At 71.1% G+C, this 22,524-nt stretch carries 19 protein-coding genes and 1 tRNA gene; 13 read left to right on the top strand and 7 right to left on the bottom strand.

What is annotated here, in order from left to right; genetic code table 11:
• Positions 1-224: 224 nt before the first annotated feature.
• Positions 225-983 (bottom strand): SDR family NAD(P)-dependent oxidoreductase, encoded by a 759-nt coding sequence (locus OOZ19_RS13345; RefSeq protein WP_266090414.1) that lies wholly within the window; start codon positions 981-983, stop codon positions 225-227.
• Between the two features lie 255 nt (positions 984-1,238).
• On the opposite strand from OOZ19_RS13345, the gene OOZ19_RS13340 reads away from it, so the two are divergent.
• On the top strand, positions 1,239-2,549 hold the full coding sequence (locus tag OOZ19_RS13340; RefSeq protein ID WP_266090413.1) for a UDP-glucose dehydrogenase family protein: 1,311 nt from the start codon (positions 1,239-1,241) through the stop codon (positions 2,547-2,549).
• A 601-nt stretch (positions 2,550-3,150) separates the two neighbouring features.
• Here the strand turns inward: OOZ19_RS13340 and OOZ19_RS13335 are convergent.
• The 3 genes from OOZ19_RS13335 to OOZ19_RS13325 are packed head-to-tail and all read right to left on the bottom strand — an operon-like array spanning position 3,151 to position 5,538.
• Complete coding sequence (locus OOZ19_RS13335; protein ID WP_184483912.1) at positions 3,151-3,813, bottom strand: response regulator transcription factor; 663 nt, start codon at positions 3,811-3,813, stop codon at positions 3,151-3,153.
• On the bottom strand, positions 3,810-5,312 hold the full coding sequence (locus tag OOZ19_RS13330; RefSeq protein ID WP_266090412.1) for a sensor histidine kinase: 1,503 nt from the start codon (positions 5,310-5,312) through the stop codon (positions 3,810-3,812). Before OOZ19_RS13330 ends, OOZ19_RS13335 begins: the two co-directional genes overlap by 4 nt.
• A complete protein-coding gene (locus OOZ19_RS13325) occupies positions 5,269-5,538 on the bottom strand; it encodes a hypothetical protein (RefSeq protein WP_266090411.1) in 270 nt (89 codons plus the stop codon). The genes OOZ19_RS13330 and OOZ19_RS13325 overlap by 44 nt, the downstream gene beginning before the upstream one ends.
• Before the next feature lie 249 nt (positions 5,539-5,787).
• Here OOZ19_RS13325 and OOZ19_RS13320 point away from each other — a divergent pair, with 249 nt between their 5' ends.
• Positions 5,788-9,033 carry a glycosyltransferase gene (locus OOZ19_RS13320; protein WP_266090410.1) on the top strand — a complete coding sequence of 1,082 codons (3,246 nt, stop codon included), beginning with the start codon at positions 5,788-5,790 and terminating at the stop codon, positions 9,031-9,033.
• A gap of 57 nt (positions 9,034-9,090) precedes the next feature.
• Here OOZ19_RS13320 and OOZ19_RS13315 read toward each other — a convergent pair whose 3' ends face one another.
• A complete protein-coding gene (locus OOZ19_RS13315) occupies positions 9,091-10,299 on the bottom strand; it encodes a flagellar basal body-associated FliL family protein (RefSeq protein ID WP_266090409.1) in 1,209 nt (402 codons plus the stop codon).
• A 224-nt stretch (positions 10,300-10,523) separates the two neighbouring features.
• On the opposite strand from OOZ19_RS13315, the gene OOZ19_RS13310 reads away from it, so the two are divergent.
• Together OOZ19_RS13310 and msrA are read left to right on the top strand one after the other, a co-directional pair.
• Entirely contained in the window at positions 10,524-12,173 is a 1,650-nt protein-coding gene (locus OOZ19_RS13310) for an acyltransferase family protein (protein WP_266090408.1), read from the top strand.
• Positions 12,174-12,195: 22 nt separating this feature from the next.
• Positions 12,196-12,858, top strand: a complete 663-nt coding sequence (gene msrA, locus OOZ19_RS13305; RefSeq protein ID WP_266090407.1) for a peptide-methionine (S)-S-oxide reductase MsrA — start codon at positions 12,196-12,198, stop codon at positions 12,856-12,858.
• A gap of 179 nt (positions 12,859-13,037) precedes the next feature.
• On the opposite strand, the gene OOZ19_RS13300 is transcribed toward msrA, so the two are convergent.
• Positions 13,038-13,589, bottom strand: a complete 552-nt coding sequence (locus tag OOZ19_RS13300) for a lytic polysaccharide monooxygenase auxiliary activity family 9 protein (RefSeq protein ID WP_323055132.1) — start codon at positions 13,587-13,589, stop codon at positions 13,038-13,040.
• Positions 13,590-13,832: 243 nt separating this feature from the next.
• Between OOZ19_RS13300 and OOZ19_RS13295 the strand changes: the two genes are divergently transcribed.
• On the top strand, positions 13,833-14,042 hold the full coding sequence (locus tag OOZ19_RS13295; protein ID WP_184483896.1) for a dodecin: 210 nt from the start codon (positions 13,833-13,835) through the stop codon (positions 14,040-14,042).
• A gap of 52 nt (positions 14,043-14,094) precedes the next feature.
• On the opposite strand, the gene OOZ19_RS13290 is transcribed toward OOZ19_RS13295, so the two are convergent.
• Positions 14,095-14,167: transfer RNA gene (locus OOZ19_RS13290), tRNA-Gly, on the bottom strand.
• A 389-nt stretch (positions 14,168-14,556) separates the two neighbouring features.
• On the opposite strand from OOZ19_RS13290, the gene OOZ19_RS13285 reads away from it, so the two are divergent.
• The 8 genes from OOZ19_RS13285 (at position 14,557) to OOZ19_RS13250 (ending at position 22,491) form a co-directional block, all read left to right on the top strand.
• A complete protein-coding gene (locus tag OOZ19_RS13285) occupies positions 14,557-14,994 on the top strand; it encodes a DUF983 domain-containing protein (RefSeq protein ID WP_266090405.1) in 438 nt (145 codons plus the stop codon).
• Positions 14,995-15,034: 40 nt separating this feature from the next.
• Positions 15,035-15,886: an Fpg/Nei family DNA glycosylase gene (locus tag OOZ19_RS13280; protein ID WP_266090404.1), complete on the top strand. Its 852-nt coding sequence runs from the start codon at positions 15,035-15,037 to the stop codon at positions 15,884-15,886.
• 144 nt (positions 15,887-16,030) lie between these two features.
• Positions 16,031-17,278 carry a GAF domain-containing sensor histidine kinase gene (locus OOZ19_RS13275; RefSeq protein WP_266090403.1) on the top strand — a complete coding sequence of 416 codons (1,248 nt, stop codon included), beginning with the start codon at positions 16,031-16,033 and terminating at the stop codon, positions 17,276-17,278.
• Positions 17,279-17,330: 52 nt separating this feature from the next.
• Complete coding sequence (locus OOZ19_RS13270) at positions 17,331-18,230, top strand: S49 family peptidase (protein WP_266090402.1); 900 nt, start codon at positions 17,331-17,333, stop codon at positions 18,228-18,230.
• Between the two features lie 359 nt (positions 18,231-18,589).
• Positions 18,590-19,399 carry a LytR/AlgR family response regulator transcription factor gene (locus OOZ19_RS13265; protein ID WP_266090401.1) on the top strand — a complete coding sequence of 270 codons (810 nt, stop codon included), beginning with the start codon at positions 18,590-18,592 and terminating at the stop codon, positions 19,397-19,399.
• 115 nt (positions 19,400-19,514) lie between these two features.
• On the top strand, positions 19,515-19,820 hold the full coding sequence (locus OOZ19_RS13260) for a hypothetical protein (protein WP_266090400.1): 306 nt from the start codon (positions 19,515-19,517) through the stop codon (positions 19,818-19,820).
• Between the two features lie 2 nt (positions 19,821-19,822).
• Positions 19,823-21,619 carry a sodium/solute symporter gene (locus OOZ19_RS13255; protein WP_266090399.1) on the top strand — a complete coding sequence of 599 codons (1,797 nt, stop codon included), beginning with the start codon at positions 19,823-19,825 and terminating at the stop codon, positions 21,617-21,619.
• A 521-nt stretch (positions 21,620-22,140) separates the two neighbouring features.
• A complete protein-coding gene (locus tag OOZ19_RS13250) occupies positions 22,141-22,491 on the top strand; it encodes a DUF485 domain-containing protein (protein ID WP_184483882.1) in 351 nt (116 codons plus the stop codon).
• Positions 22,492-22,524: the final 33 nt, after the last annotated feature.

Genomic DNA, 22,524 nt, shown 5'->3' with positions numbered 1-22,524 from the left:
GTGGTCGCTCAGCGGAACCTCGGCGGCTTCCCCGCTGCGGGACCCATTTTCTCCTGTACGCCGTGCGCAGCGAAATGGCCGTCCTCGCGAGGAAGCCGCCGAGAACCCGCCGGTGGTCGTCTTGCTCGAGCCGGTCACTGCTCAGCGGCTCCGCCGCTGACAGGTCCGCAGACGGGCTCTGCGGTTCCGCTACCCGGACACCCGAGCAAGAAGACCGGCGGAGATCACTTCGGGGCCATCCGCAGGGCGCCGTCCATGCGGATGACTTCGCCGTTGAGGTAGTCGTGCTCGACGATGTTGACGGCGAGCCGGGCGTAGTCGCCGGGCACGGCGAGGCGCTTCGGGAAGGGGACGCCCGCGGCGAGGCCTTCGCGGTACTCCTCGCTGACGGTGGCCAGCATCGGGGTGTCCACGATGCCCGGCGCGATGGTCATCACCCGGATCCCGGCCGACGACAGGTCGCGGGCGGCGGGCAGCGTCAGGCTGGCCACTCCGCCCTTGGAGGCGGCGTAGGCGGCCTGCCCGATCTGGCCGTCGTAGGCGGCGACCGAGGCGGTGTTGATCACGACGCCGCGCTGGCCCTCCCGGTCGGGGTCGGTCTCGCGGATCGCGGGCGCCGCCAGCCGCAGCACGTTGAACGTGCCGAGCAGGTTGACCTCCAGGACCTTGCGGAACAGGTCGAGGTCGTGCGGTCCCTGCTTGCCGCTGATCCGCGCGGACGGCCCGATCCCGGCGCAGTTGACGACGATGCGCAGCGGCACGCTGGCGCCCCTGGCCTGGTCCACGGCGGTCTGCACCTGGTCGGCGTCGGTGACGTCGGCGCCGCAGTAGGTCACCCCGTCGGCGGGCGCCGCGCCGGTCACCGCGTCCGGCAGGTCGACGCCGAACACGTGCGCTCCGCGTTCGGCGAGGGCGCGGGCGGTGGCCGCGCCGAGCCCGGATGCGGCTCCGGTGACGATGGCCGCGGTGCCGGTGATCTGCATGAGGCTCCTCCTGTGCGGGATCGGTTCGCCCGTAGTTAAGCAGTACTGAGCTCGCTTGTGCAGTACTGCTCCGCGGCCGGCGTCCGGTGCTTGAACGGCCGCTCACCGGTGCGCCACCACCTGAGCAGCAGCGTGTGAACAGTTCCCAAAGCACCGCTCCCGGCATCCGCGGTGTGCCACGATTTCGGCGAGGTCAGCTTCCCGGCCTGGGATTTCCCGGTCGGTCCGCACGCTGTCGACGGAGGTAGGTGCACCGTGTTCGCTCGTCGGATCGTGGTCGTCGGGACGGGATACGTCGGACTGACGACGGGTGCGTGCCTGGCGTCGCTCGGCCACCGCGTGGTGTGCAGCGACGTGGACGCGGCGAAGGTCGCGCGGCTCGAGCGGGGCGAGGTCGGCATCCTCGAACCCGGTCTCGGCGAGCTGGTCGCGGAAGGCATCGCGGCGGGCAGGCTGGAGTTCGTGCTGGGCTCGGCGCAGGCCGTGGCCGACGCCGAAGTGGTCTTCCTGTGCGTGCCGACGCCGATGGGGTCGGGCGGTGGCGCGGACCTGGCGGCGGTCGAGTCGGTCGTGGCCGAGGTAGCCGAGGTGCTGCCGACCGGCTGCGTGCTGGTGTGCAAGTCGACGGTGCCGGTGGGCACGTCGGCGCGGGTCGCCGAACTCGTCGGGCGGCCCGACGTGGCCGTGGTCTCGAACCCCGAGTTCCTGCGCGAAGGCTCGGCGGTGCACGACTTCCTGAACCCGGACCGGATCGTGGTGGGCTCCGCGTCGCAGGACGCGGCGGAGCGGGTCGCGGCGCTGTACGCGCGGCTGGGCGCGCCGACGGTGCTCACGGACGCGCCGAGCGCGGAGATGGTCAAGTACGCGGCGAACTGCTTCCTCGCCACGAAGCTGTCGTACGTGAACGCGGTGGCCGAGCTGTGCGAGCGGCTGGGCGCGAACATCTCCGACGTCACCGAGGGCATGGGCTACGACCGGCGGATCGGGCAGTCCTTCCTGCAGCCCGGCCCCGGTTGGGGCGGGTCCTGCCTGCCGAAGGACACCGCCGCGCTGCTGCAGGTGGCGCAGTCGGTCGGGTTCGACTTCGAGCTGCTGGGCGCGACGATCGACTCGAACACCCGGCAGCGGGAGCAGATGGTGGCGAAGGTCGCCGACGCGTGCGGGGTCGGAGTCGCCGGCTCGCTGGACGGGGTCCGGCTCGGGCTGCTGGGGCTGACGTTCAAGGCCGGTACGGACGACCTGCGGGATTCGCCCGCGCTGGCGGTGGCCGAGCTGCTGGCCGCGCGCGGGGCCGAGCTGGTGGCGTGCGACCCGGGGTTGCGCGGTGATGAGGCGCCGCTGCGCGGCGTGGTGTCGCTGGTGGACGACCCGTACGAGGCGGCCAAGGGCTCTGCGGGGCTGGTGGTGCTCACCGAGTGGCAGCAGTTCCGGGCGTTGGACTGGCCGCGGGTGGCGGGGCTGCTGGCCGGGCCGGTCGTGGTGGACACCCGCAACCACTTGGACCCGGACGTGCTGCGCCGCGCGGGGATCTCCTGGCGCGGCGTGGGCAGGCTCCCCGTCGGCTGACCTCGCCCTCCTGGCGTCGGTCGGCCGAGCAGCGACCCGATCACCGTGGGCAGCGGCCGGGCCTGGATCGGGTGAGCCGGAGGTCGCGACGTCCGGTGGGGTGGTGCCTGCTCCTGGGCGGGGCCGAGCCTGTGGACCACCGGTGCGGGCACGGCGACCGACCGGTCGGCCGCCGACCGGTGCCAAGGCCCGTCGGCCGGTGATCACCGCGTGGTCGGAGAAGTGACCCAGGTCGGTCCGCTCCCGGACGGGCCTGCGCAAACAGTTCTTCCACAGCTTGTGGACAACTCCGTTGGCCAAGGTCCGGGGAGTGCGCGGTACCCGCTGCGGACCGAGTTGTGCACAGTTGTGGACGGAGTTGTCCACAGGTGTGCACAACTAGGGCGGCTGTGCCAGGGGAGTCGGCGCGTCGGCCGGATGCGCCCGCGACCCAGGGTGATTCCAGACCACCGGATCTGGGACTGGCGCCAGCGGCGCTCATCGGGCTCAGGTTCAGGGGGCTCAGGATTTCGGTGCCTCCAGGCCTAGCGACCCGAGTCCGCTCGCCCCTGGGACGGACAGCAGCCGGGACATACGGCGCAGCACGCCCCAGCGCGGACGCCTAAGCGCCGAGGCGGTAGCCCATGCCGCGGACCGTGCGGATGCGCTCGCTGCCGATCTTGCGGCGCAACGCCCGCACGTACACGTCCACCACGTTCGAACCGGGGTCGAAGTCGTAGCCCCACACGTGCGACAGGATCTGCTCCCGGGACAGCACCTGCCCGGAGTGCCGGAGGAACAGCTCCAGCATCGCGAACTCGCGGGCGGTGAGGTCCACCGTCGCCTCCGGCAGCTGCGCGCGCCGCGTCCGCAGGTCCAGCGACAGCTGCCCCTCCCGCAGCACCGTCACCTCCGGCGTGCGGTCCGAGGACCGCAGCCGCAGCCGGACGCGGGCCAGCAGCTCCTCGAACCGGAACGGCTTGGTCATGTAGTCGTCCGCGCCGCCCTCCAGCCCGGCGACCGTGTCGTGCACCGAGTCCCGCGCCGTCAGGATGATCACCGGCAACGTGACCCGCTGCGCGCGCACGGCCTGCAGCACCGCGAAACCGTCCTTGCCGGGCAACCCGAGGTCGAGCACGGCGAGGTCGTAGTCCCCGCTGAGCAGCAGCTCCTGCGCGGTGGCCCCGTCGCCGGCCACCGCGGTGCCGAAGCCGTTGGCGCGCAACCCCTTCTCCAGGAACGCCGCGATGCGCGCCTCGTCCTCCACGATCAGGATCTTGCTCATGCGGGGATCTCCTCAACGGTCGCGGGCGCGGCGGGGCCGAGCGCGGCACCCGGTCGAGCGGGCAGGTCCAGGCCGAACGTGGCGCCGGCGCCGGGCTCGGACAGCACCCGCACCCGCCCGTGGTGCGCCTCGGCGATGGCCGCGACGATCGCCAGCCCGAGCCCCGCACCACCGCGGCCGGGCCCGCTGCCGTGCGCGAACCGGGCGAAGATCTGCTCCACCTCGGCGGGGTCCACCCCCGGCCCGCGGTCGGTGACCCACAGCGTCAGCCGCCCCAGGCTCAACGTGGACCCGATGCGGATCTCCGCGCCGTCCTCGGTGTGCTGCACCGCGTTCTGCGCGAGCTGCACCACGGCCTGGGTGAGCCGCTGCGCGTCCACGACCACGTCGCCCTCGCCGATGCTCTCCAGCACCCACCGCCGGTCCGCGATGGAGCGCACCTTCGCGTCGATGTCGCTGGTGAGCTCGGCGAGCGACACCTCGGCGGGGTGCACGAAGTCCGGCCGGTCGGCCTTGGCCAGCATCAGCAGGTCCTCGACGATGCGGGTCATCCGGTCCAGCTCGTCGGTGCACAGCCGCACCACCTCGTCGCGCTCGTCCGGGTCGTCGCCGAGCAGTTCGAGGTGCCCGCGCACGATCGTGATCGGGGTGCGCAGCTCGTGGCTGGCGTCGTCGACGAACTGGCGCTGCGTGCTGAACGCGGATTCCAGCCGGTCCAGCATCGCGTTGAACTGGTAGGCGAGCGCGGCGATGTCGTCGCGGCCCTCCACCGGGATGCGCCGGGTCAGGTCGTGCTCGCTGATCTCCGCGGCGGCCTGCCGCACGGTGCGCACCGGCGCGAGGATCGCCCCGGCCACGACCCACGAGGAGGCCGCCGCCAGCAGCACGCCGAACGCGCTGACCAGCACCAGGATGCGCACCACCCCGTGCACCTCGGCGACGTCGGCGGTGGTGAAGTGGCCGGTGATGAACCAGGCCTGCTGGCCGCCGTCGGTGTGGGCCTGGATCTTGATCCAGCGCAGCGGGCCGGACCCGGTCTGCGCCGTCCCGTACTTGTTCGGGTCCGCGACGATGCGGTCCAGCAGGCCCGGATCGTGCACGACCTCCCGGATCTCCTTGTCCTGGGACTGCATGTGCCACTTCAGCCCGGTGGGGGTGTCCCACGCGCCGATCATGACCTCCCACGAGTCCGGGTACTGCTGCCGGAGGTAGGTGTCGAACAGCGCGCCCGGCTCGGCGATCAGCGCGCCGGTCGCCGGGTGGCGCCCGACCTGCGCGAAGTTGACGAACTCGCCGCCCTCCTGCTCCAGCGAGGCGGTCACCTTGTTCATCGCGTCGTTGTGCAGGAACCGCCACACCAGCAGCACGATCCCGGTCAGCACCACGACCAGCACGAGCAGCATCCAGCCCATGATCTGCGCGCGAGCCGGGACGCGGGTGCCGCTGCGCTGCGGCTCAGTCGTCATCGTCGAGGTCGTCGTCGGGTTCGTCGTCGTCATCTTCCGGTTCCGGCGGCGGCAGGTCGGCGGGCGGCGAAGTGGACGTCGCGGGCGCGAGCGTCGGGCCGCCACCCGGCTGACCGGGGCCCGACACGTCGCCCACGTGGACTTCGGCGGGCACCTGCGGGTTGCGGGGTCCGTTGGTCACGGCGTAGCTGAACAGCACCACAGCGATCGGCAGGGCCAGCGCGGCGATGAGCAGCGGCAATCTGGTCACCGGCCTCATGGCTTCATCTTCGCCGCCGCAGCCTGGAACGGGGATGAAACCGGCATGAGAACTTTCTCATGCGCGGTTCGCCGGGTTGCCCGGATCCCGCACCTCGCGGGGGCGCCGACGGGCTAGCCTGCACCACGAACGGGTGGGTCCGGGCAGGTTCCGCTCCGGCAGGCGCGCTCGTGCGGGCCATCACCGCCGCCGAGGCCCCGCCACCCGCGTGAACAGGAATGACGGGCACTGGGGTCGAGGACAGACGCGATGGATGACGACAACGACCGGCTGATCGAGTGGACCGGGGAGCGTTGCGTGCCCTGGGCCGACGACGTGCAGGTCATCTACGAGCACTACCACCGCTACGCGCTGGCCGCCCGGTTCGTCCGCGGCAAGCGGGTGCTGGACCTGGCGTGCGGTGAGGGCTACGGGGCCGCGCTGCTGGCCGCCGAGGGCGCCGAGGTCGTGGGCCTCGATGTCGACCCGGCGACGGTGGAGCACGCCACCCGCCACTACGGCGGGCGCGACGTCGCGTTCCGCACCGGCTCGATCACCGACCCGCAGGTGCTGGCCGACGAGAAGCCGTTCGACGTGGTGGTGTGCTTCGAGGCCATCGAGCACGTGGCCGATCACGACGCGGTGCTCGCGCTGGTCCGCTCCCGGCTGGAACCGGGCGGGCTGCTGCTGGTCAGCACTCCGGACACGGCCGTCTACCAGCACGAGCACGGCAACGACAACCCGTTCCACGTCAAGGAGCTCACCGCGCCGCAGTTCGAATCGCTGCTGGAGGGCTCGTTCCGGCACGTGGCGGTGTTCCGGCAGAACACCGCCGTCGGCTCGGTGCTCACCCCGTCCGATCCGGGGGACCTCGACACCGCCATCGAAGGCGTCCGGTTGCAGACCCTGCACCGGGAGGAGTCGGGCGCGTGGACGGTCCGCCAGGGCCTGCCGCACACCTACCTGCTGGGCGTCGCCTCGGACCGCAGGCTGCCGAAGCTGCCCGCCGCCGCGGTGCTGCTCGACGACGAGCTCACCCTCGCCCGCCGGGCGGGGGAGAGCGAGGTGCGGCCGATCATCGCCCAGCGCGACGAGGCCGTCGCCGACGTGGCCAGGCTCAACGAGCACTACCAGCGCAGCCGCGCGGAATCCGAAGAGCTCAAGGCGGCCTTGGCGCGGCTGGAGGAGCTCCGCGTGGCCGAGGAGCGCCGCGCCGACGAGCAGGTGCGGGAGCAGCAGCGGCTGCGCACCGAGTTCGGCGCCCTCGAAGCCCAGGTCGACGAGGCGCGGCTCGGCGCGGAGCGCGACGCCGCGCGCATCGAGTGGCTGCGGGACACGGTGGCCCGCGTCGAGCAGCGGGCCGCCGAGGCGGAACGCCGCTCCGGTGAGCTGGAGACGCGCAACGCCGAACTCGTCGCGCAGAACTCCGCGCTGGTGCAGCGCGCGATGCGCAAGTACCGGACCGTCGTGGAGCGCGTCGCCCCGCGCGGCACCGCCCGCCGGGACGTGTACGAGCTCGCCCTGGGGCGGCAGCCGGGCGCGGCGGTGGCCGCGCAGCCGCGGGAGACGGGGCCGCTGCCGGTGCCGCGCAGCGACGACCCGGCGGTCAGCGTGATCATCCCGGTGCACGGCAAGTGGCCGTACACCCGGCAGTGCCTGCGGTTCCTCGCCGGGCACCTGGTGTCGGTGCCGTTCGAGGTGATCGTCGTCGACGACGCGTCGCCGGACGACAGCGCGGTGCGGCTCGCGGCCTGCGAGGGCGTGCGGCTGGTGCGCGCCGAACGCAACCTCGGCTTCATCGGCGCCTGCAACCTCGGTGCCCAGCACGCCCGCGGGCGGCACCTGTTCTTCTTGAACAACGACGCGGAGGTCACCGAGTCCTGGCTGGACATCCTTATGTCCACAATGGACTCAGATGAGCGGATCGGGCTGGTCGGCTCGAAGCTCGTCTACCCCGACGGACGGTTGCAGGAGTGCGGCGGCATCGTCTGGTCCGACGGCACCGGCTGGAACCTGGGCCGCAACGGCGAACCGAACGCCTCCGAGCACAACGTGCTGCGCGACGTCGACTACTGCTCCGGCGCGGCGATCCTCGTCCGCGCGGAGGTGTTCCGCGAAGTCGGCGGCTTCGACACCCGGTTCGCGCCCGCCTACTACGAGGACACCGACCTCGCGTTCGCCGTGCGCGCCGCCGGATACCGCACCGTCGTGCAGCCGAAAGCCGTGGTCGTGCACCATGAAGGCGTCTCCAACGGCACCGACCTGGCCACCGGCGTCAAACGGCACCAGGAGCTCAACCGCCAGGTGTTCGCGGACAAGTGGAAGGACGCGCTCGCCGACCACCTGCCGGAAGCCTCACCGCGCAACCTGTGGCTCGCGCGGGAACGCGGCGACCGCGGCCACCACGGGCCGCTCGTGCTGGTCAAGGACCACCAGGTGCCGCGCCCCGACTTCGACTCCGGTTCGGTGCGGATCCGCCGCCTGCTGGAGCAGTTCGTGGAGCTGGGGGCGCGCGTCGTGTTCTTCCCCGGCAACCACGCCAAGCTGCAGCCCTACACCACCGAACTCCAGCAGGCCGGGGTGACGGTGCTGCCGGAACCGCAGTTGCAGCAGGCGTTCCTGGCCGAAGCGGGCAGCGAGATCACGCTCGCCGTGCTGTCCCGCCCGCAGGTCGCGTGGAGCCTCGTGGAGGAGCTGCGGACCTGCGCGCCGCAAGCCGTGATCGCCTACGACACGGTGGACGTGCACTTCCTGCGGTTGCAGCGCCAAGCGGCGCTGGCCGGGGAGCAGGGCGAGCCGGACGTGGAGAAGTCGTTGCGCCGCAAGGCATTCGCCTCCCGCGAGATGGAACTGGGCCTGGTGCGCTCCTGCGACGTGACCCTCGTCGTGTCCGAGGCGGAGCAGGAACTGCTCGGCGGGCTCGTTCCCGAAGCCGACGTCCGGGTGCTGTCGAACGTGCACGACGTGCGGGACGGGACGGCGCACCCGCGAGGTCGCCGCGACGTGCTGTTCGTCGGCAGCTTCGACCACCCGCCGAACCGGGACGCGGTGCTGTGGGCGGCCCGGGAGATCATGCCGCTGGTGCGCGAGCACTGCCCCGACGCGGTGCTGCACGTCGTCGGCTCGAACCCGACGGACGAGGTGCTGGCGCTCGCCGGCGACGGCGTCGACGTGCACGGATGGGTCCAGGACCTGGACGCGCTGTACGCGAGCAGCCGCGTCACGCTCGCGCCGCTGCGCTTCGGCGCCGGGGTGAAGGGCAAGGTCGGGGAGAGCCTCGGGCTCGGCGTGCCGGTCGTCGGCACCACGCTGGCGATGGAGGGCATGCACCTCAAGCCGGAGCAGGACGTGCTCATCGCCGACGACGCTGCGGGCTTGGCGGAAGCCGCGGTGCAGCTGCTCACCGACGACGCGACCTGGTCCCGGCTGTCGGCTGCCGGGAAGGCGGGGATCGCGGCCCAGTTCGGCCCGGACGTCTCCCGCGCCGCCCTCACCGACCTGCTGTCGTTGAGCTGAGGCGCGAAGAAGAGGGGCCGCTCGACCTGGTGGTCGGGCGGCCCCTCTTCAGCGGTCTCAGTCGCGGACCGTGGGCGGGGTCTGGGCGAGCTGCTGGTCGAGCAGCTGCGTGAACGCCGCCTCCGCCGCGGCCTTGTCGGGGGCGCTGACGTCGACGATGACCGCCCAGCCGTGCGCGACGTAGGCGGTGCGGTACACGCCGCCGCCGGTCGTCATCACCTCGACCCCCTGGTAGGAGAGGTCCTCGTTGACGCTGAGGCCCTGCTGGTCGTCCAGGTAGGCCTGCGCCACGGCCTGCGCCGCCGTCGGGTCCGGCATCCGCACGGTGAGCAGCACCGAAGTCGCCGCGCCGTCGCTGCGGCTGAAGAAGCCGTCGAGCAGGCCGCCCTGCAGCGCGGCGTTGCGCACCGGCTCGCGCAGCACGCCCGCCTTCGGGCTGTTCTCCAGGGCCGGGCGGTCCAGCGGCCCGTTGTACGGGTGCGGCTGGCCGGGCGGCGGGGCGACCAGCACCTCGGGGGTGGCCACGGGCGCGGGCTTCGCGGCCGGGGGCTCCGGCAGCGGTTCCGGTGTCGGCACCGGCGGTGCCTGCTGCTCCGTCGGCTGCGGCGGTGCCGCCTCGTCGTCACCGGAGGTGAAGTAGAAGACGCCGGCGACGATGACGCCGACCAGCAGCACCGCGCCGAGCGAGATGCCCGCGATGGTCTTGCCCTTCGAGGAGCCCTCGCCGACCTCGAAGACCTCCGGGCCCTGGCGCATCCAGCTGGTGTCGCCGTGCTCCGGTGCCGGCGGCTGATCCGGGTCACCCCAGGGCGAACCGGCGTTCTCGCCGGTGTTCCAGCTGGGCTGCTGGTTCCACTGCGGCTGCTGTTGCTGGCCCCACTGCTGCGGCTGCTGCTGGCCGACGTTGACGACCTGCGTGCTCTCGGACTGCTGCGCCAACGGGTTCTGCACGACCTGCGTGGACTCGTTCGACGGCTGCGGCTGCTGCTGGGCGGCCTGCGCGCCTTGCGCGGCGGCGGCGCCCCAGTTGAACGCGGGCGGGAACGGGCTCGGGTTCTGCTGGCCACTTTGCGGAGTCCCCTGTTGGGGGAAGCCACCGGAAGGAGTGCCGGGCTGCTGCTGCGGGAAGTCTCCTGACGCGGGTCCGCCCTGCGCGCTCTGCGACCTGCCGATCAAGGCGTCCCGCCGGGAGCGGTACTCCTCCGCGGAGATCCTGCCTGCCGCGAGTTCGGCGTCGAGGTTGTGCAGCTCGTCTTGCCAGGTCACCGATGCGCCCTTTCCGGTTTTCACGAGTCGCTGCCGATGTGCGATCGCCCGTCATTTTGCACCCCCCAGTGCGCGCGCGATGCACCGGCCGGATAACGATCCGAACGGTGTGAGCAGTGCGCGCGGCCTCGGTCGCCGAAACGGGCGCCGAGATCACGGTGTCACCCGATACGCTACTCGGTGTTGAGGGCGGGTTCGAGGGTGACTTCCTGGGGGTGAAGTGGGTGGGCACGGTGCGTGTCGAGCACGCTCACCCGGAGCGCTTCGCCGACCCCGCGCACGGTTTCGCGTGGATCCGCATGATCGGCGCGTTGCTGGTGATCTACGGGCACAGTTCTCCGCTGGCCGGATCGGGTGAACTGTTCCCGCCGGAATGGCCGTTGCAGCCCGATGAGGGCGTGCTGATGGGTTTTTTCGCGATGAGCGGTTTCCAGATCGCGGAAAGCTGGATTCGCGATCCGCATCCCGTTCGATTCGCCGCGAAACGAGTCCTGCGGCTGTGGCCGCCGATGCTCACCGTCACGCTGGGCTTGGCGCTGGTCGTCGGTCCGCTGGTGACGACGCTGCCGGTGGGGGAGTACTTCGCCGCGCGCGACACCTGGGGTTATGTCGTCAACAACGCCGGGTTGCTGACGTTGAAGCACGAACTTCCCGGAGTGTTCACCGGGAATCCGTGGCCGGGCGCGGTGAACGGCTCGCTGTGGACGCTGCCGATGGAGCTGCTCGCCTACGGCGGCCTGTACGTGCTGCTGCTGGCGGGCGCGGCGAAGCAGCGGTGGCGGTGGCTGGCCGTCGTGGCGCTGGCCGCGCTCGTGGTGTGGGACCGCTACCTGGAGCAGGACCCGGGCGCGGAGTCCGCGGGCTCGATGCTGAGCGTCCCGGTGGAATCGCTGGTCGCGTTCCTGGTGGCGTTCGCCTTCGGCGTGGTGCTGAACCTGTACCGGATCCCGTTGTCGATGACCGCCGCCGTCGCGGGGCTGGCCGTGCTCGCGGCCATGCCGAACAGCATCTCCGCGTCGTTCCTGATGGTGTTCGCGGCCAGTTACGCGGTGGTGGTCGCCGGGCACTTCTGGCCCGCGCGGCTCACGGTTCCGGGGCTGTTCGTCAACGGCAGCTACGGCGTCTACGTGTGGGGTTTCCCCGTCCAGCAGCTGCTGGCGATGGCGGGCATCGCGAACCAGTACCTGATGCTGCTGTGCGCGGCGCCGATCGCCTACGTGCTGGGCACGTTGTCGTGGGTGTTCGTCGAGGAACCGACGATGCGGCTGCGGCACTACATCGCGCCGGAGTCGCGGTCGCGCCCGGCGACCGACCGCGACCGGTTCCGGGACGACGACGCGGATCGGGACGACTGGGACGACGACCGGGCTTGGGACGACGACCGCGACACCGATCGCGATCACGAGTACGACCGGGACTACGAATACGACCGGGACTACGAGTACGACCGGGGCCGGGACGGCGACCGGAGCCGAGGCCGCGCCGACGCGCGGACCGAGGCCCGGGAAGCGGACCGCGCCGACGTCCGGGACGCCGACGAGTGGGCGGAACCCGCCCGTCCGCGAACCGCCGAGCCCATCGCCGACGACCGGCGGGCGCCGGTTCCCGCCGACGCGGCGGAGACCGAGCGCAACTTCCCCCCGGCCAGGCGCGCGTCGCGACCGGAACCGGCGGAGGTCTGGCCGGCGGAGGACCCGGTCGAGCCCGCACCGCGCCGCGGCCTCTCCGGCGATCTCGGCGCCGCCGCGGGCGAACCCGCCGCCCCCGCGCCGCCGCGGCGCGGCAGGCATGCCGCGCGCCGCCCGGATCCGCCGATGGCGGAGGAGGAGACCCGGCCGCTGGGGAGGGTCTCCCGGTCGGCCGACCACCCCTGATCCCGCGCGTAGCATCGGGGGCATGGCGCTGTTCTTCGGTGACAGGACCCGCATGATCGACCCCGACGAGGCGTTGCCGGGCCGCTCGACCCCGCTCCCGGTGCCCGAGCGGCACGCGGTGTTCGGCGACCGCACGATCGTCCCGCCCTTCCCGCAGGGCACCGAGACGCTGGTCGTGGGCATGGGCTGCTTCTGGGGCGCGGAGCGGATCTTCTGGCGGACCGGGGGCGTGTGGACCACTGCCGTCGGTTACGCGGGGGGCTACACGCCGAACCCCACCTACGAAGAGGTGTGCAGCGGTCTGACCGGGCACACCGAGGCCGTCCTGGTCGTCTTCGACCCGGCCGTGATCGAGCTGTCCCAGGTGCTGCGGGTGTTCTGGGAGGGCCACGACCCGACGCAGGGCATGCGCCAGGGCAACGACCGTGGCAGCCAGTACCGCTCGGCCGTCTACTACGCCGACGACGCCCAGCGCGCCGCGGTGGAGGCGAGCCGCGAGCAGTACCAGGCGGCGTTGACCGCGGCGGGCCACGGCTCGATCACCACGGAGATCGCGGCGCTGGGGGAGTTCTACTACGCCGAGGGCTACCACCAGCAGTACCTGTCGGAGGCGAAGAACCCGAACGGCTACTGCGGCATCGGCGGCACCGGCGTCTCCTGCCCGGTCGGCTTGGCCGCGGAGTAGCTCCGCGGCCGGGCAGGGGGAGCGGTGAATGATCGATCAATTCGAATTCATTCCCACAGCTCCGCGAAATTCCCCTTTTTGCCGGTTCGATTCAAGATCGAAATCGGGGTTGCCGACGCGCTTCGCCCCGGCGTGCTCATCGCGCGCCGGGGCGAAGCGCCGGGGAACGGAAAACGGGGTCAGCCGAAGTTGACGTCCGCGCAGGAGTAGAAGGCGTTCGCGGTGTCCGCGATGTCCCACACGCCGAGGATCACGTGCCGTCCGGTCTTGCCTTCGGGCATCTTGCCGTCGTGGGTGTAGGTGTTCGGCGGCTGGGCGCCGCCGTAGTCCACGTCGACGAACGGGGCCGGCTCGAGCTGGTCGCGCGAAAGCGGCTTGTTCGGGTCCCAGCCGTCCTTGGTGACGAAGTAGCGGAACGAAGTCGTGGAGTGCGCGGCCGTGATCTTCCACTGGAACTGGAAGTCTTGACCAGCGGCGACGTCCGTCGTGGGCCACTGGCCACCGCGCGGGTCGTCGAGCTCGGAGAAGCCCTCCTGGCCCGCGGAGCAGATCGAGCCATCACCGGGGCCCGCCTCGGGGAAGCCCTTCGGCCCTTCCACGCTCTGCGGCTCCCACTGGATCGCGCCGCAGTCGTTCAGGGTGCCGTTGGAGCAGGCCTCCTGGCGGCTCGCGGGGCTCTGGACGAATCCGTGGCTGTTCGCGACACCGGAGGTGAAAACCGGCAATGCCAAACCGGCAATGCTGAGCGCTGCGATACCGATCGTGCTTCTAACACGTTTCTTGAGCATGGGAGTGCTCCTTTCTGGATCGGTGCCGCAAAAGTTACTTCTCACCCTTCTGGCTTAATAGCGCCGTTCTGGGCAATATGGAGATCGGCTGGAGCGGGCTACTGGTCCAGACCTTGAGGCCGATTGGTCTAGTCCAAGATCGGGTTCGGCTTGCGGCCGGAGGTGTCCGAACCGACCATCCGGGGCATGGCAGACAACATCTATCGGGTCACCGAGATCGTCGGCTCGTCCGCGGAAGGCGTCGACGACGCGATCCGCAAAGGAGTGCGGCGAGCCGCGCAGACGCTGCGGGAGGTCGACTGGTTCGAGGTCACCGAAGTCCGCGGCCACGTCGAGAACGGCGAGGTGGCCCACTTCCAGGTCGGGCTCAAGGTCGGCTTCAAGCTGGAGAGCTGACCGCCCGCGACGACGAAAAAGGCCCCGCCGAACCCGGCGGGGCCTTTCTGCGAGCGGATGACGGGACTCGAACCCGCGACCCTCACCTTGGCAAGGTGATGCGCTACCAGCTGCGCTACATCCGCATCAGAACCTTGAGGAGCTCGATCACCGGAGTGATCTCCGCGCCCCTCGAAGCGCTGTTGAGAACACTTTAACCCATGGTTCGCGCCCCGTTGCCGGGGGGTCACCATCGGCCCGGTCCGGTCCGCGCGCGGCAGCGCACGGCACCGCGGCGACCGGCACCCGGTCCGGCAGGCGGGACGAGTTCGGCGAGGGCTGGCGGGGGAGGGCTGGTCCATTCGGCCGGTGTGATCGACAATGACCGGGTGCCGCCCGAGTTTCACCCTCCAGGCCGATGACGAGCGCGATACGGTATCGGCACGCTCGGTGACGGTGCTCGACACCGGAACGAGTGGCGGCACGGCTGAGACGACCGATCCGAGAACGCCCGGCGTCGGGCGAGGAGGCGACGATGAACCGGGTGGTTCGGGGTTCCGACGGCAGGCTCTGGAACGTGCGTTCCAGCCTCGAGTGGTCGAACCCGATCGCGGGTGACGACTTCGAGCACGACGTCAACGGTGGGGCCGGGCCCGCGATCCTGATGTTCGGCGTGCTGATCGTGCTGGTCGCAACGTTCGTGCTGTGGACGCCAGCGGGCGTGTACATCCCGATCTGGCTGATCCTCGCGCTGCTCGTGGTGGTGCTGTTCTTCCCGGTGCGCTGGCTGCTGCACCGCCCGTGGACGATCATCGCCGAGACTCCCGGCGACGAGGAGGAGCACCAGCCGGAGCGCTGGGTCGGCGTGCAGCGCGGCTTCCTCAACGTGCGCCAGGAGACCGCGAAGATCGCCCGGCAGATCGAGCTCTACGCCGAACCCGACATGAACGGCTCGCTGCAGCCGACCGAATGATCGGGCGCCGCCCACCGGCGGATCTTGGCAGACTGGTGGGGTGCCTGAGCTGCCGGAAGTCGAGGCGTTGGCGCGCCACCTGCGGGACCACGCCGTGGGGCGCGCCGTGGCGCGGGTCGACGTGGCGTCGTTGAGCGTGCTCAAGACCGCCGACCCGCCGTACTCCGCGTTGCACGGCCGGACGGTCACCGCCGCCGCCCGGCACGGCAAGTACCTGGACCTGGACTGCGACGGCGTGCACCTGGTGGCGCACCTCGCGCGCGCCGGGTGGCTGCGCTGGTCCGACGCGGTCTCGCCCGCTCCGCCGAAGCCTGGGCGCGGGCCGATCGCGCTGCGGGTGCACCTCGGCGGTCCGGGCTTCGACCTGACCGAAGCGGGCACGCAGAAGAAGCTCGCGGTGTGGATCGTGCGGGACCCGTCGGAGGTGCCGGGCGTGGCGCGGCTCGGACCGGACGCGCTGGCGGTGACCGTGGACGAGTTCGCCGGCGTGCTCGCCGGCCGCACCGAGCGGATCAAGACGGTGCTCACCGACCAGTCCCGGCTGGCGGGCATCGGCAACGCGTACTCCGACGAGATCCTGCACCGCGCCCGGCTCTCCCCGTTCGCCACCGCGGGCAAGCTCGACGAGGAGTCGGCAGGGCGGTTGTTCGCGTCGCTGCGGGAGGTGCTCACCGACGCGGTGGAGCGCTCGGCGGACCAGGACGCGGCGAGGTTGAAGGCGGAGAAGCGCTCCGGCCTGCGGGTGCACGGGCGGACCGGGTTGCCCTGCCCGGTGTGCGGTGACCTGGTGCGGGAGGTCTCGTTCGCGGACCGTTCGCTGCAGTACTGCCCCACCTGCCAGACCGGCGGCAAGAAGCTCGCCGACCGGCGGATGTCGCGGTTGCTGAAGTGATCCGGACCGATCTCGTCCGGGTGCGTTCGTTCTGCTCAACTTATGGGGCCGAACGGAGCCGGGAAGAACCGCTCACCGAGGGGATTGGTCTACTCAGCGTAGTCTTCTTGATTCCTTGAGTGTCGGGGAAGAATACTGGTGGGCGTGCCGGAGCTGTTGACCGAGCGGACCGTGCTGACCGCGCTCGCCGCCCTCGCCGTGCTCGGAATGTTCGTGCTGCTGTGCCGTTCGCGCCGGGTGAGCACCTCGGTGGAGGACGCGATGCTGACGGCCTTGCACCACGTGACGGGTGCCGCGCCGTTCCTGAGATCGGGCATGACGCAGGAATCGGCGGACAAGACCGCGCCCCACCTGCGAGAACTGCTCTCGTGCGTGGCGGTGGGGGTGGTCGACGCCGACGGGACCCTGCTGAGCTGGGACGGCGACGCCAACGAGCACTACGCCGACCTGCGCGGCAAGATCGAAGTGGCGCTGCGCGACGGCAAGCGGGAGTACGTCGACCACACGGACCTGCTGTGCGACCAGCGGCCCTGCCTGATGCGGTACGGGGTCGTGGTGCCGCTGGAGGTCTCCGGGGAGATCCGCGGCGTGCTGGTCATCATCAGCGGCGGCGACCGCAAGCGGCTGCTGCGGGCCGCCAGCGAGGTGGCCCACCACGTGTCGACCCACCTGGAGCTGGCCGAGCTGCAGGAGTCGAAGGAGAAGCTGGCGCACGCCGAGGTGCGCGCGCTGCGGGCGCAGATCTCCCCGCACTTCATCTACAACGCGCTCAACACCATCTCCTCGCAGATCCGCAACGACCCGGAGCAGGCCCGCGACCTGCTGATGGAGTTCGCGGACTTCACCCGCTACTCGTTCCGCTCCACCGGGCTCTACACGACGCTGGCCGACGAGATCCGCAACATCGACCGCTACCTGATCCTGGAGCGGGCCCGGTTCGGCCCGGACCGGCTGAAGGTGCAGCTCAAGATCGCGCCGGAGGTGCTGCCGGTGGTGGTGCCGTTCCTGGCGCTGCAGCCGCTGGTGGAGAACGCGGTGCGGCACGGGCTGGCGACCAAGCCCGGCGGCGGCACGGTGTCGGTGGTCGCCGAGGACCGCGGCTCGGAGGCGCTGATCAGCGTGGACGACGACGGCATCGGGATGGACCCGAACCGGTTGGACGCGGAGCTGGCGAACGCGCACCTGACAGGCGCGCACGTGGGCCTGGGCAACATCAACAACCGGATGCGCGCGACCTTCGGGGACGACTACGGGCTGGTCGTGGAGACCGCGGAGAACGCGGGCATGAAGGTGATCATGCGGGTGCCGAAGTTCGCGCCCGGCGTGCTGCCGCTGCCGGTGGCCGCGTTCGACGAGCCGTCCCCCGGCGCGACCGCGCAGCCCAGCCACTGATCAGGACGATTCGGGCCCTCCGGTGGCGCGGGCGAGCCGGTAACGTCGGGGCATGAACGACAACGCACCGCAGAAGTTCACCGACGTCCTGACCGGCAAGCTCGCCTCGAAACTGCCGCCCAAGCTGGCCGAGCGGGCCGAACGCGGACCGGTGGTGGCGGTGGTCAAGTTGCACGGCACGATCACGCCGACGCCCGGCCCCGTCAGTCGCGGCACCATCTCGATGCAGACCACCGAGTCGGCGCTGACCAGGGCGTTCAACCACGACCGGCTCTCCGCGGTGGTGCTGTCGATCAACTCTCCCGGTGGCGCGCCCACCCAGTCGGCGCTGGTCGCGGACCGGATCCGCGGGCTGGCCGCGGAGAAGGAGGTGCCGGTGCTGGCGTTCTGCGAGGACGTCGCCGCCTCCGGCGGGTACTGGCTGGCGTGCGCGGCCGACGAGATCTACGCGCACCGCACCTCGATGGTCGGTTCGGTCGGCGTGGTCAGCGCGAGCTTCGGGCTCAACGGGCTGCTGGAGCGCATCGGCGTGGAGCGCCGGGTCTACACGGCGGGCGAGAACAAGGTCCGGCTGGACCCGTTCAGCCCGGAGAAGGACGAGGACGTGCGCTGGTTGCACGGCCTGCAGAACGAGCTGCACGAGCAGTTCACCGACTGGGTCCGGGAGCGGCGAGGCGACAAGCTCAGCAGCACCGAGGAGCTGTTCACCGGTGAGGTGTGGACCGGGGCCAAGGCCGAGGCGCTCGGCCTCGTCGACGGCTTGGGCACGCTGCGCGGCATCGTGAAGGAGAAGTTCCCGAAGGCGCACCTCGTGGACGTCGAACCGCGCAAGCCGCTGCTGGCCAGGCTCAGCGGGAGCGGCCCCGGGGCCCGGGTCGGCCTCGGATCCTCGGCGTCCTCGCTGGTGGAGGCGCTGGAGCAGCGCGCGCAGTGGTCCCGCTTCGGACTGTGAGCGCCCGGCGGAGCGCGGCGGTGGACGGCCGCTGACCGCGTTTCGCCGACCCCGCCGCCTCCGTGTCCGGTCGAACACCGTACGTTGATTCCGCGGCGTGACACACCTCACTCAGGCGTGCCCGGCGGCGTGCCCTGTGTCGCTCGGCCGAGTGATGCCACGATGATCTGCGCAGCGGCTGCCACGGCATCGCTCGGCGACGCCGCACGTGCGGGCCGGGGATCCGCGACATCGTCGTCGTGGTGCACCGAGCCGAGAGATCTGATCGTGGACAGTGCGCCACCCGGCGCGGCAGGATTGGCGTTACAGTGAGTATTCAACCGGACACCAACGTTCAGCCCGGCGCCTCGGGATTAGTCGTGCTGGCTGTGGACGACGAGATGGCCGGGCTCGACGAGATGAAGTTCCTGCTGGAGAACAATCCGCGGGTGGCGCGGGTCCTCCTCGCGTTCGACGCGGCCGAGGCGCTGCGCCTGCTGCGCAGCGACGACCAGCTGCGCTCCCGGGACAGCGAGGAGTCCGTCGTGGACGCGGTGTTCGCCGACGTGTCCATGCCGGGGCTCAGCGGCATGGAGCTGGCCAGGGTCCTCAACGCCTTCAAGCAGCCGCCCTCGCTGGTGTTCATCACCGGCCACGAGGAGAACGCGCTGGAGGCGTTCGAGGTGGGCGCCTTGGACTACATCATGAAACCGGCCGACGCCGACCGCGTGGACCGCGCGCTGCGCAACATCGAGCGCACCAAGGCCGAACGCGCCGCCGGTGGCCGGCCGGACGTGCCCGCCGCGGAACTTCCCGCCGCCGACGAGGACGAGGTGATCCCTGTGGAGCTGGCCGGGACGACGAAGATGGTGTCCCGCAAGACGGTGCGCTGGGTGGAGGCGCAGGGCGACTACGCGCGCCTGCACACCACCGACGGCGGCTCGCACCTGGTGCGGATTCCGCTGGCGCAGCTGGAGGAACGCTGGGCCGACGCCAACTTCATCCGGATCCACCGCTCGTACCTGGTGTCGATGTCCCTGGTCAGCGAGCTCCGCATGTCGTCGTCGGGCTACTCGGTGCTGCTCGGCGGCGGGGAGCCGAAGGAGCTGCCCGTCAGCAGGCGCCACACCCGCGAGCTCAAGGACCGGCTGGTGCGCGCGCCTCGGCAGGGCTGGGGGTCGCAGGGATGAGCCGCCGCCTCCCGGCCGGTGGGGCATGACGCCGGAGCAGCCGACGAGCGCTCCCGGCGGTCGCCGGCCTCGTCGGCAGCGCGTGGTCCTGTCCGATCGGCGCCACGGAGCGCCGGTGCCCCGTACGATCATGGAGCTCGAGGAGCAGACCAGCGTCGGTGAGGTGCTGGTCCGTTATCTGGTGCGCGCTCAGCTGCGGAGCGCCCTGCTGATGACGGGGCTTCTCGGGGTGGGCCTGTTCGGCCTGCCGCTGCTGTTCTACGTGCTGCCGTCGCTGGGAGACATGGTGATCGCCGGAATCCGGTTACCTTGGCTGGTGCTCGGGGTGTTGCCCTACCCGTTCATGGCGTTGCTCGGTTTCTGGTATTCGCGGGCCGCGGCTCGGCACGAGCGCGATTTCCTGCACATGATCGAGCGGTAGCGGTGGGTTCGGCGGTGCCGGAGGTCTCCGTTTTATGGACGCTGGGCGGGATCGCCGTCGTGGTGGTGGCGACGTTCGCCATCGGCGCGTGGGGGTCGAGCCACGCGCGCGCCACCTCGGACCTGCACCGCGCGCGGCGGCTGGTGCGGGAGGAGCGCAACGCGGCGGCCATCTCGGGCGAGTACCTCTCGGCGGCCTCCTTCCTGGGCGTGGCCGGGTTGATCCTCAAGGACGGCTCGAGCGCGCTGTGGTACCCGATCGGGTTCGCCTCCGGGTACTTGGCGGTGATGTTGTTCATCGCCGCGCCGCTGCGCCGCTCCGGGGCTTACACGGTGCCCGACTTCGCCGTGGTGCGGCTGGATCTTCCGTGGCTGCGCTGGCTGACCACCGTGTTCGTGGTGCTGATCGGCTGGTTGTACCTGGTCCCGCAGTTCCAGGCGGCCGGGTTGACGTTCGCCGTGATCGCCGAGCTGCCGACCTGGGCGGGCGCGGTCGCGCTGCTGCCGGTGGTGCTGGCCAGCGTCTTCAGCGGCGGCATGCGCGCGGTGACGCTGGTGCAGGCGTTCCAGTACTGGCTGAAGCTGTTCGCGATCACGTTCCCGGCGTTCGTGCTGTTCGCCGTGTTCCTGCTCGGCGGTTCCGCGCAGGAGCGGCTGAACGCGCCCGGACCGGTCTTCGAACGCGACACCGACGTGGCCGTCGAGACCTCGGTGACGCTGCAGGTGACCGAGCCGACGTGGCTGCGGGTCACCGCGGAGCCGGGCGCTCCGGGCGGTCCGCTGCAGCCGGACGGCACGGCCGAGGTGTGGGTGCCGCCCGGCGACTACGAGGTCGCCGCGGGCAGCGCGTTGTCCTTCGGTGCGGGCGCCGCGGTGCCGGTGGTGGCCGGCGCCGACGCGGAGAACGGCTCGTGGATGCACCCGGCGAGCGCTGATCCGGCGTCGCTGGCCGGGACGTACTCGCTGATCCTCGCGACCTTCCTCGGCACGATGGGGTTGCCGCACGTGCTGGTGCGCTTCTACGCGAACCCGAGCGGGCACGGGGCGCGCCGCACGGCGCTGTTCGTGCTGGTCCTGCTCGGAACCTTCTACCTGTTCCCGACGGTGCTCGGCCTGCTGTCCCGGCTGTTCGCGCCGAAGTTGCTGGTCACGGGTGAGACGGATGCGGCGGTGCTGCTGCTGCCGCACGCGATGCTCGACAACTGGCTGGGCGCTCTGCTGACGGCGTTGACGGCCGCGGGCGCGTTCGCGGCGTTCGTGTCGACGTCCTCGGGCCTGGTGGTGAGCGTCGCCGGGGTGGTGGCGTCGAACTTCCAGCGGGTCAAGAACTGGCACATGCCGGTCCTGTTGCTGGTCACGGCGGTGGTGCCGACGGGCGTGGCGCTGCTGGTGGCCGAGCAGGACTTGGCGCGCAGCGTCGGGCTGGCGTTCGCGATGGCCGCCTCCACGTTCTGCCCGCTGCTGGTGCTGGGCGTGTGGTGGCGGCGGCTGACGGCGCTGGGCGCCGCGGTGGGCTTGTCGGCCGGGGGCGGTCTGGTGCTGGCCGCGCTGGCGGTGAGCGTGGTGTGGCCGCATCCGGGCGGGCTGTTCGGGGAGCTGGTCCGCCAGCCCGCGCTGGTGAGCGTGCCCGTGGCGTTCGCGGCGATGGTGCTGGTCAGCTTGGGGACGAAGCAGCAGGTCCCGGAGGGCGTCTCGCGGATGATGCTGCGGATGCACGCGCCGGACCGCCTGGGGTTCCACGACGGCCGGGTGCGCAAGCCGGTGGTGACCAAGGAATCCGGTGGCAGGCACCGCCTCTGACCGGGCTCGGCGGACGTCGGTGCTCCCGTGATCGCACTCCGCGTTCCTCGCGGCTCCTCGTTCCCTCCCCCGGAACCGCGAACACCCCTCGTGGGGGACGGACGTGGACCAGGTGCGGGGTCCAGCGCAGCTCAGCGGGTGTGCACGGAGTGCTATCCCCGCAATTTCGCGAGAAATCGGAGCGGATCGCCCCACGCTTCCGCCCGTCCGAGGCGGCGCCGTGCTCGGGCACCCGGTTCCGTCGGACGTACCGGGCGAACCGGACGGGCGATCCGCGCGCCCCGGCGGACTCGACCGCGCCTGACCTGCTTGGGGGAAGACGGATGAGATGCGAGTGACAGAGGTCACGATCCGTGGCAAGCTCTAGTGTCTAAGTCCGACCTGATCACCCAGCGGATTGATATCAATCCACTTTCGGGGCCTTTCCAGATTCAGACGAACTACGTAGCGTTCGCGCGGCGATTAGAGACAGAGGTCACACGGCGCCGGTGAGTGCGACCTCCCGACCCAGGAGGACAACCGTGAGCTCCACGGGCCAGAGCGATCCCAGTCCCGGCATCGATGCCGAAACCTGGGCCGCTGCCCAGAACAGCCCCGAATTCGCCACGCTCCGCCAACGGCTGCGCAAGTTCGTCTTCCCGGTATCGGCGGTCTTCCTCGTCTGGTACCTGGTCTACGTCCTGCTCGCCGACTACGCCCACGGGTTCATGAGCATCAAGCTCGTCGGCAACATCAACGTCGGACTGGTGCTCGGGCTGCTGCAGTTCGTCTCCACCTTCCTCATCACGACGCTCTACGTCCGGTACGCCAACAAGAACCTGGACCCGGTCGCCGAGCAGATCCGCGAACGCGTCGAAGGAGAGCAGCGGTGACCAGCAGATACCAACCCGTGCTCGCCCACCCGT

Origin of the sequence: Saccharopolyspora sp. NFXS83 (assembly GCF_026241095.1) — a bacterium.
GTDB lineage: Bacteria > Actinomycetota > Actinomycetes > Mycobacteriales > Pseudonocardiaceae > Saccharopolyspora_C.
Note: the sequence above shows the minus strand (reverse complement) of the source record. Positions and strands in the feature narration are given on the sequence as shown.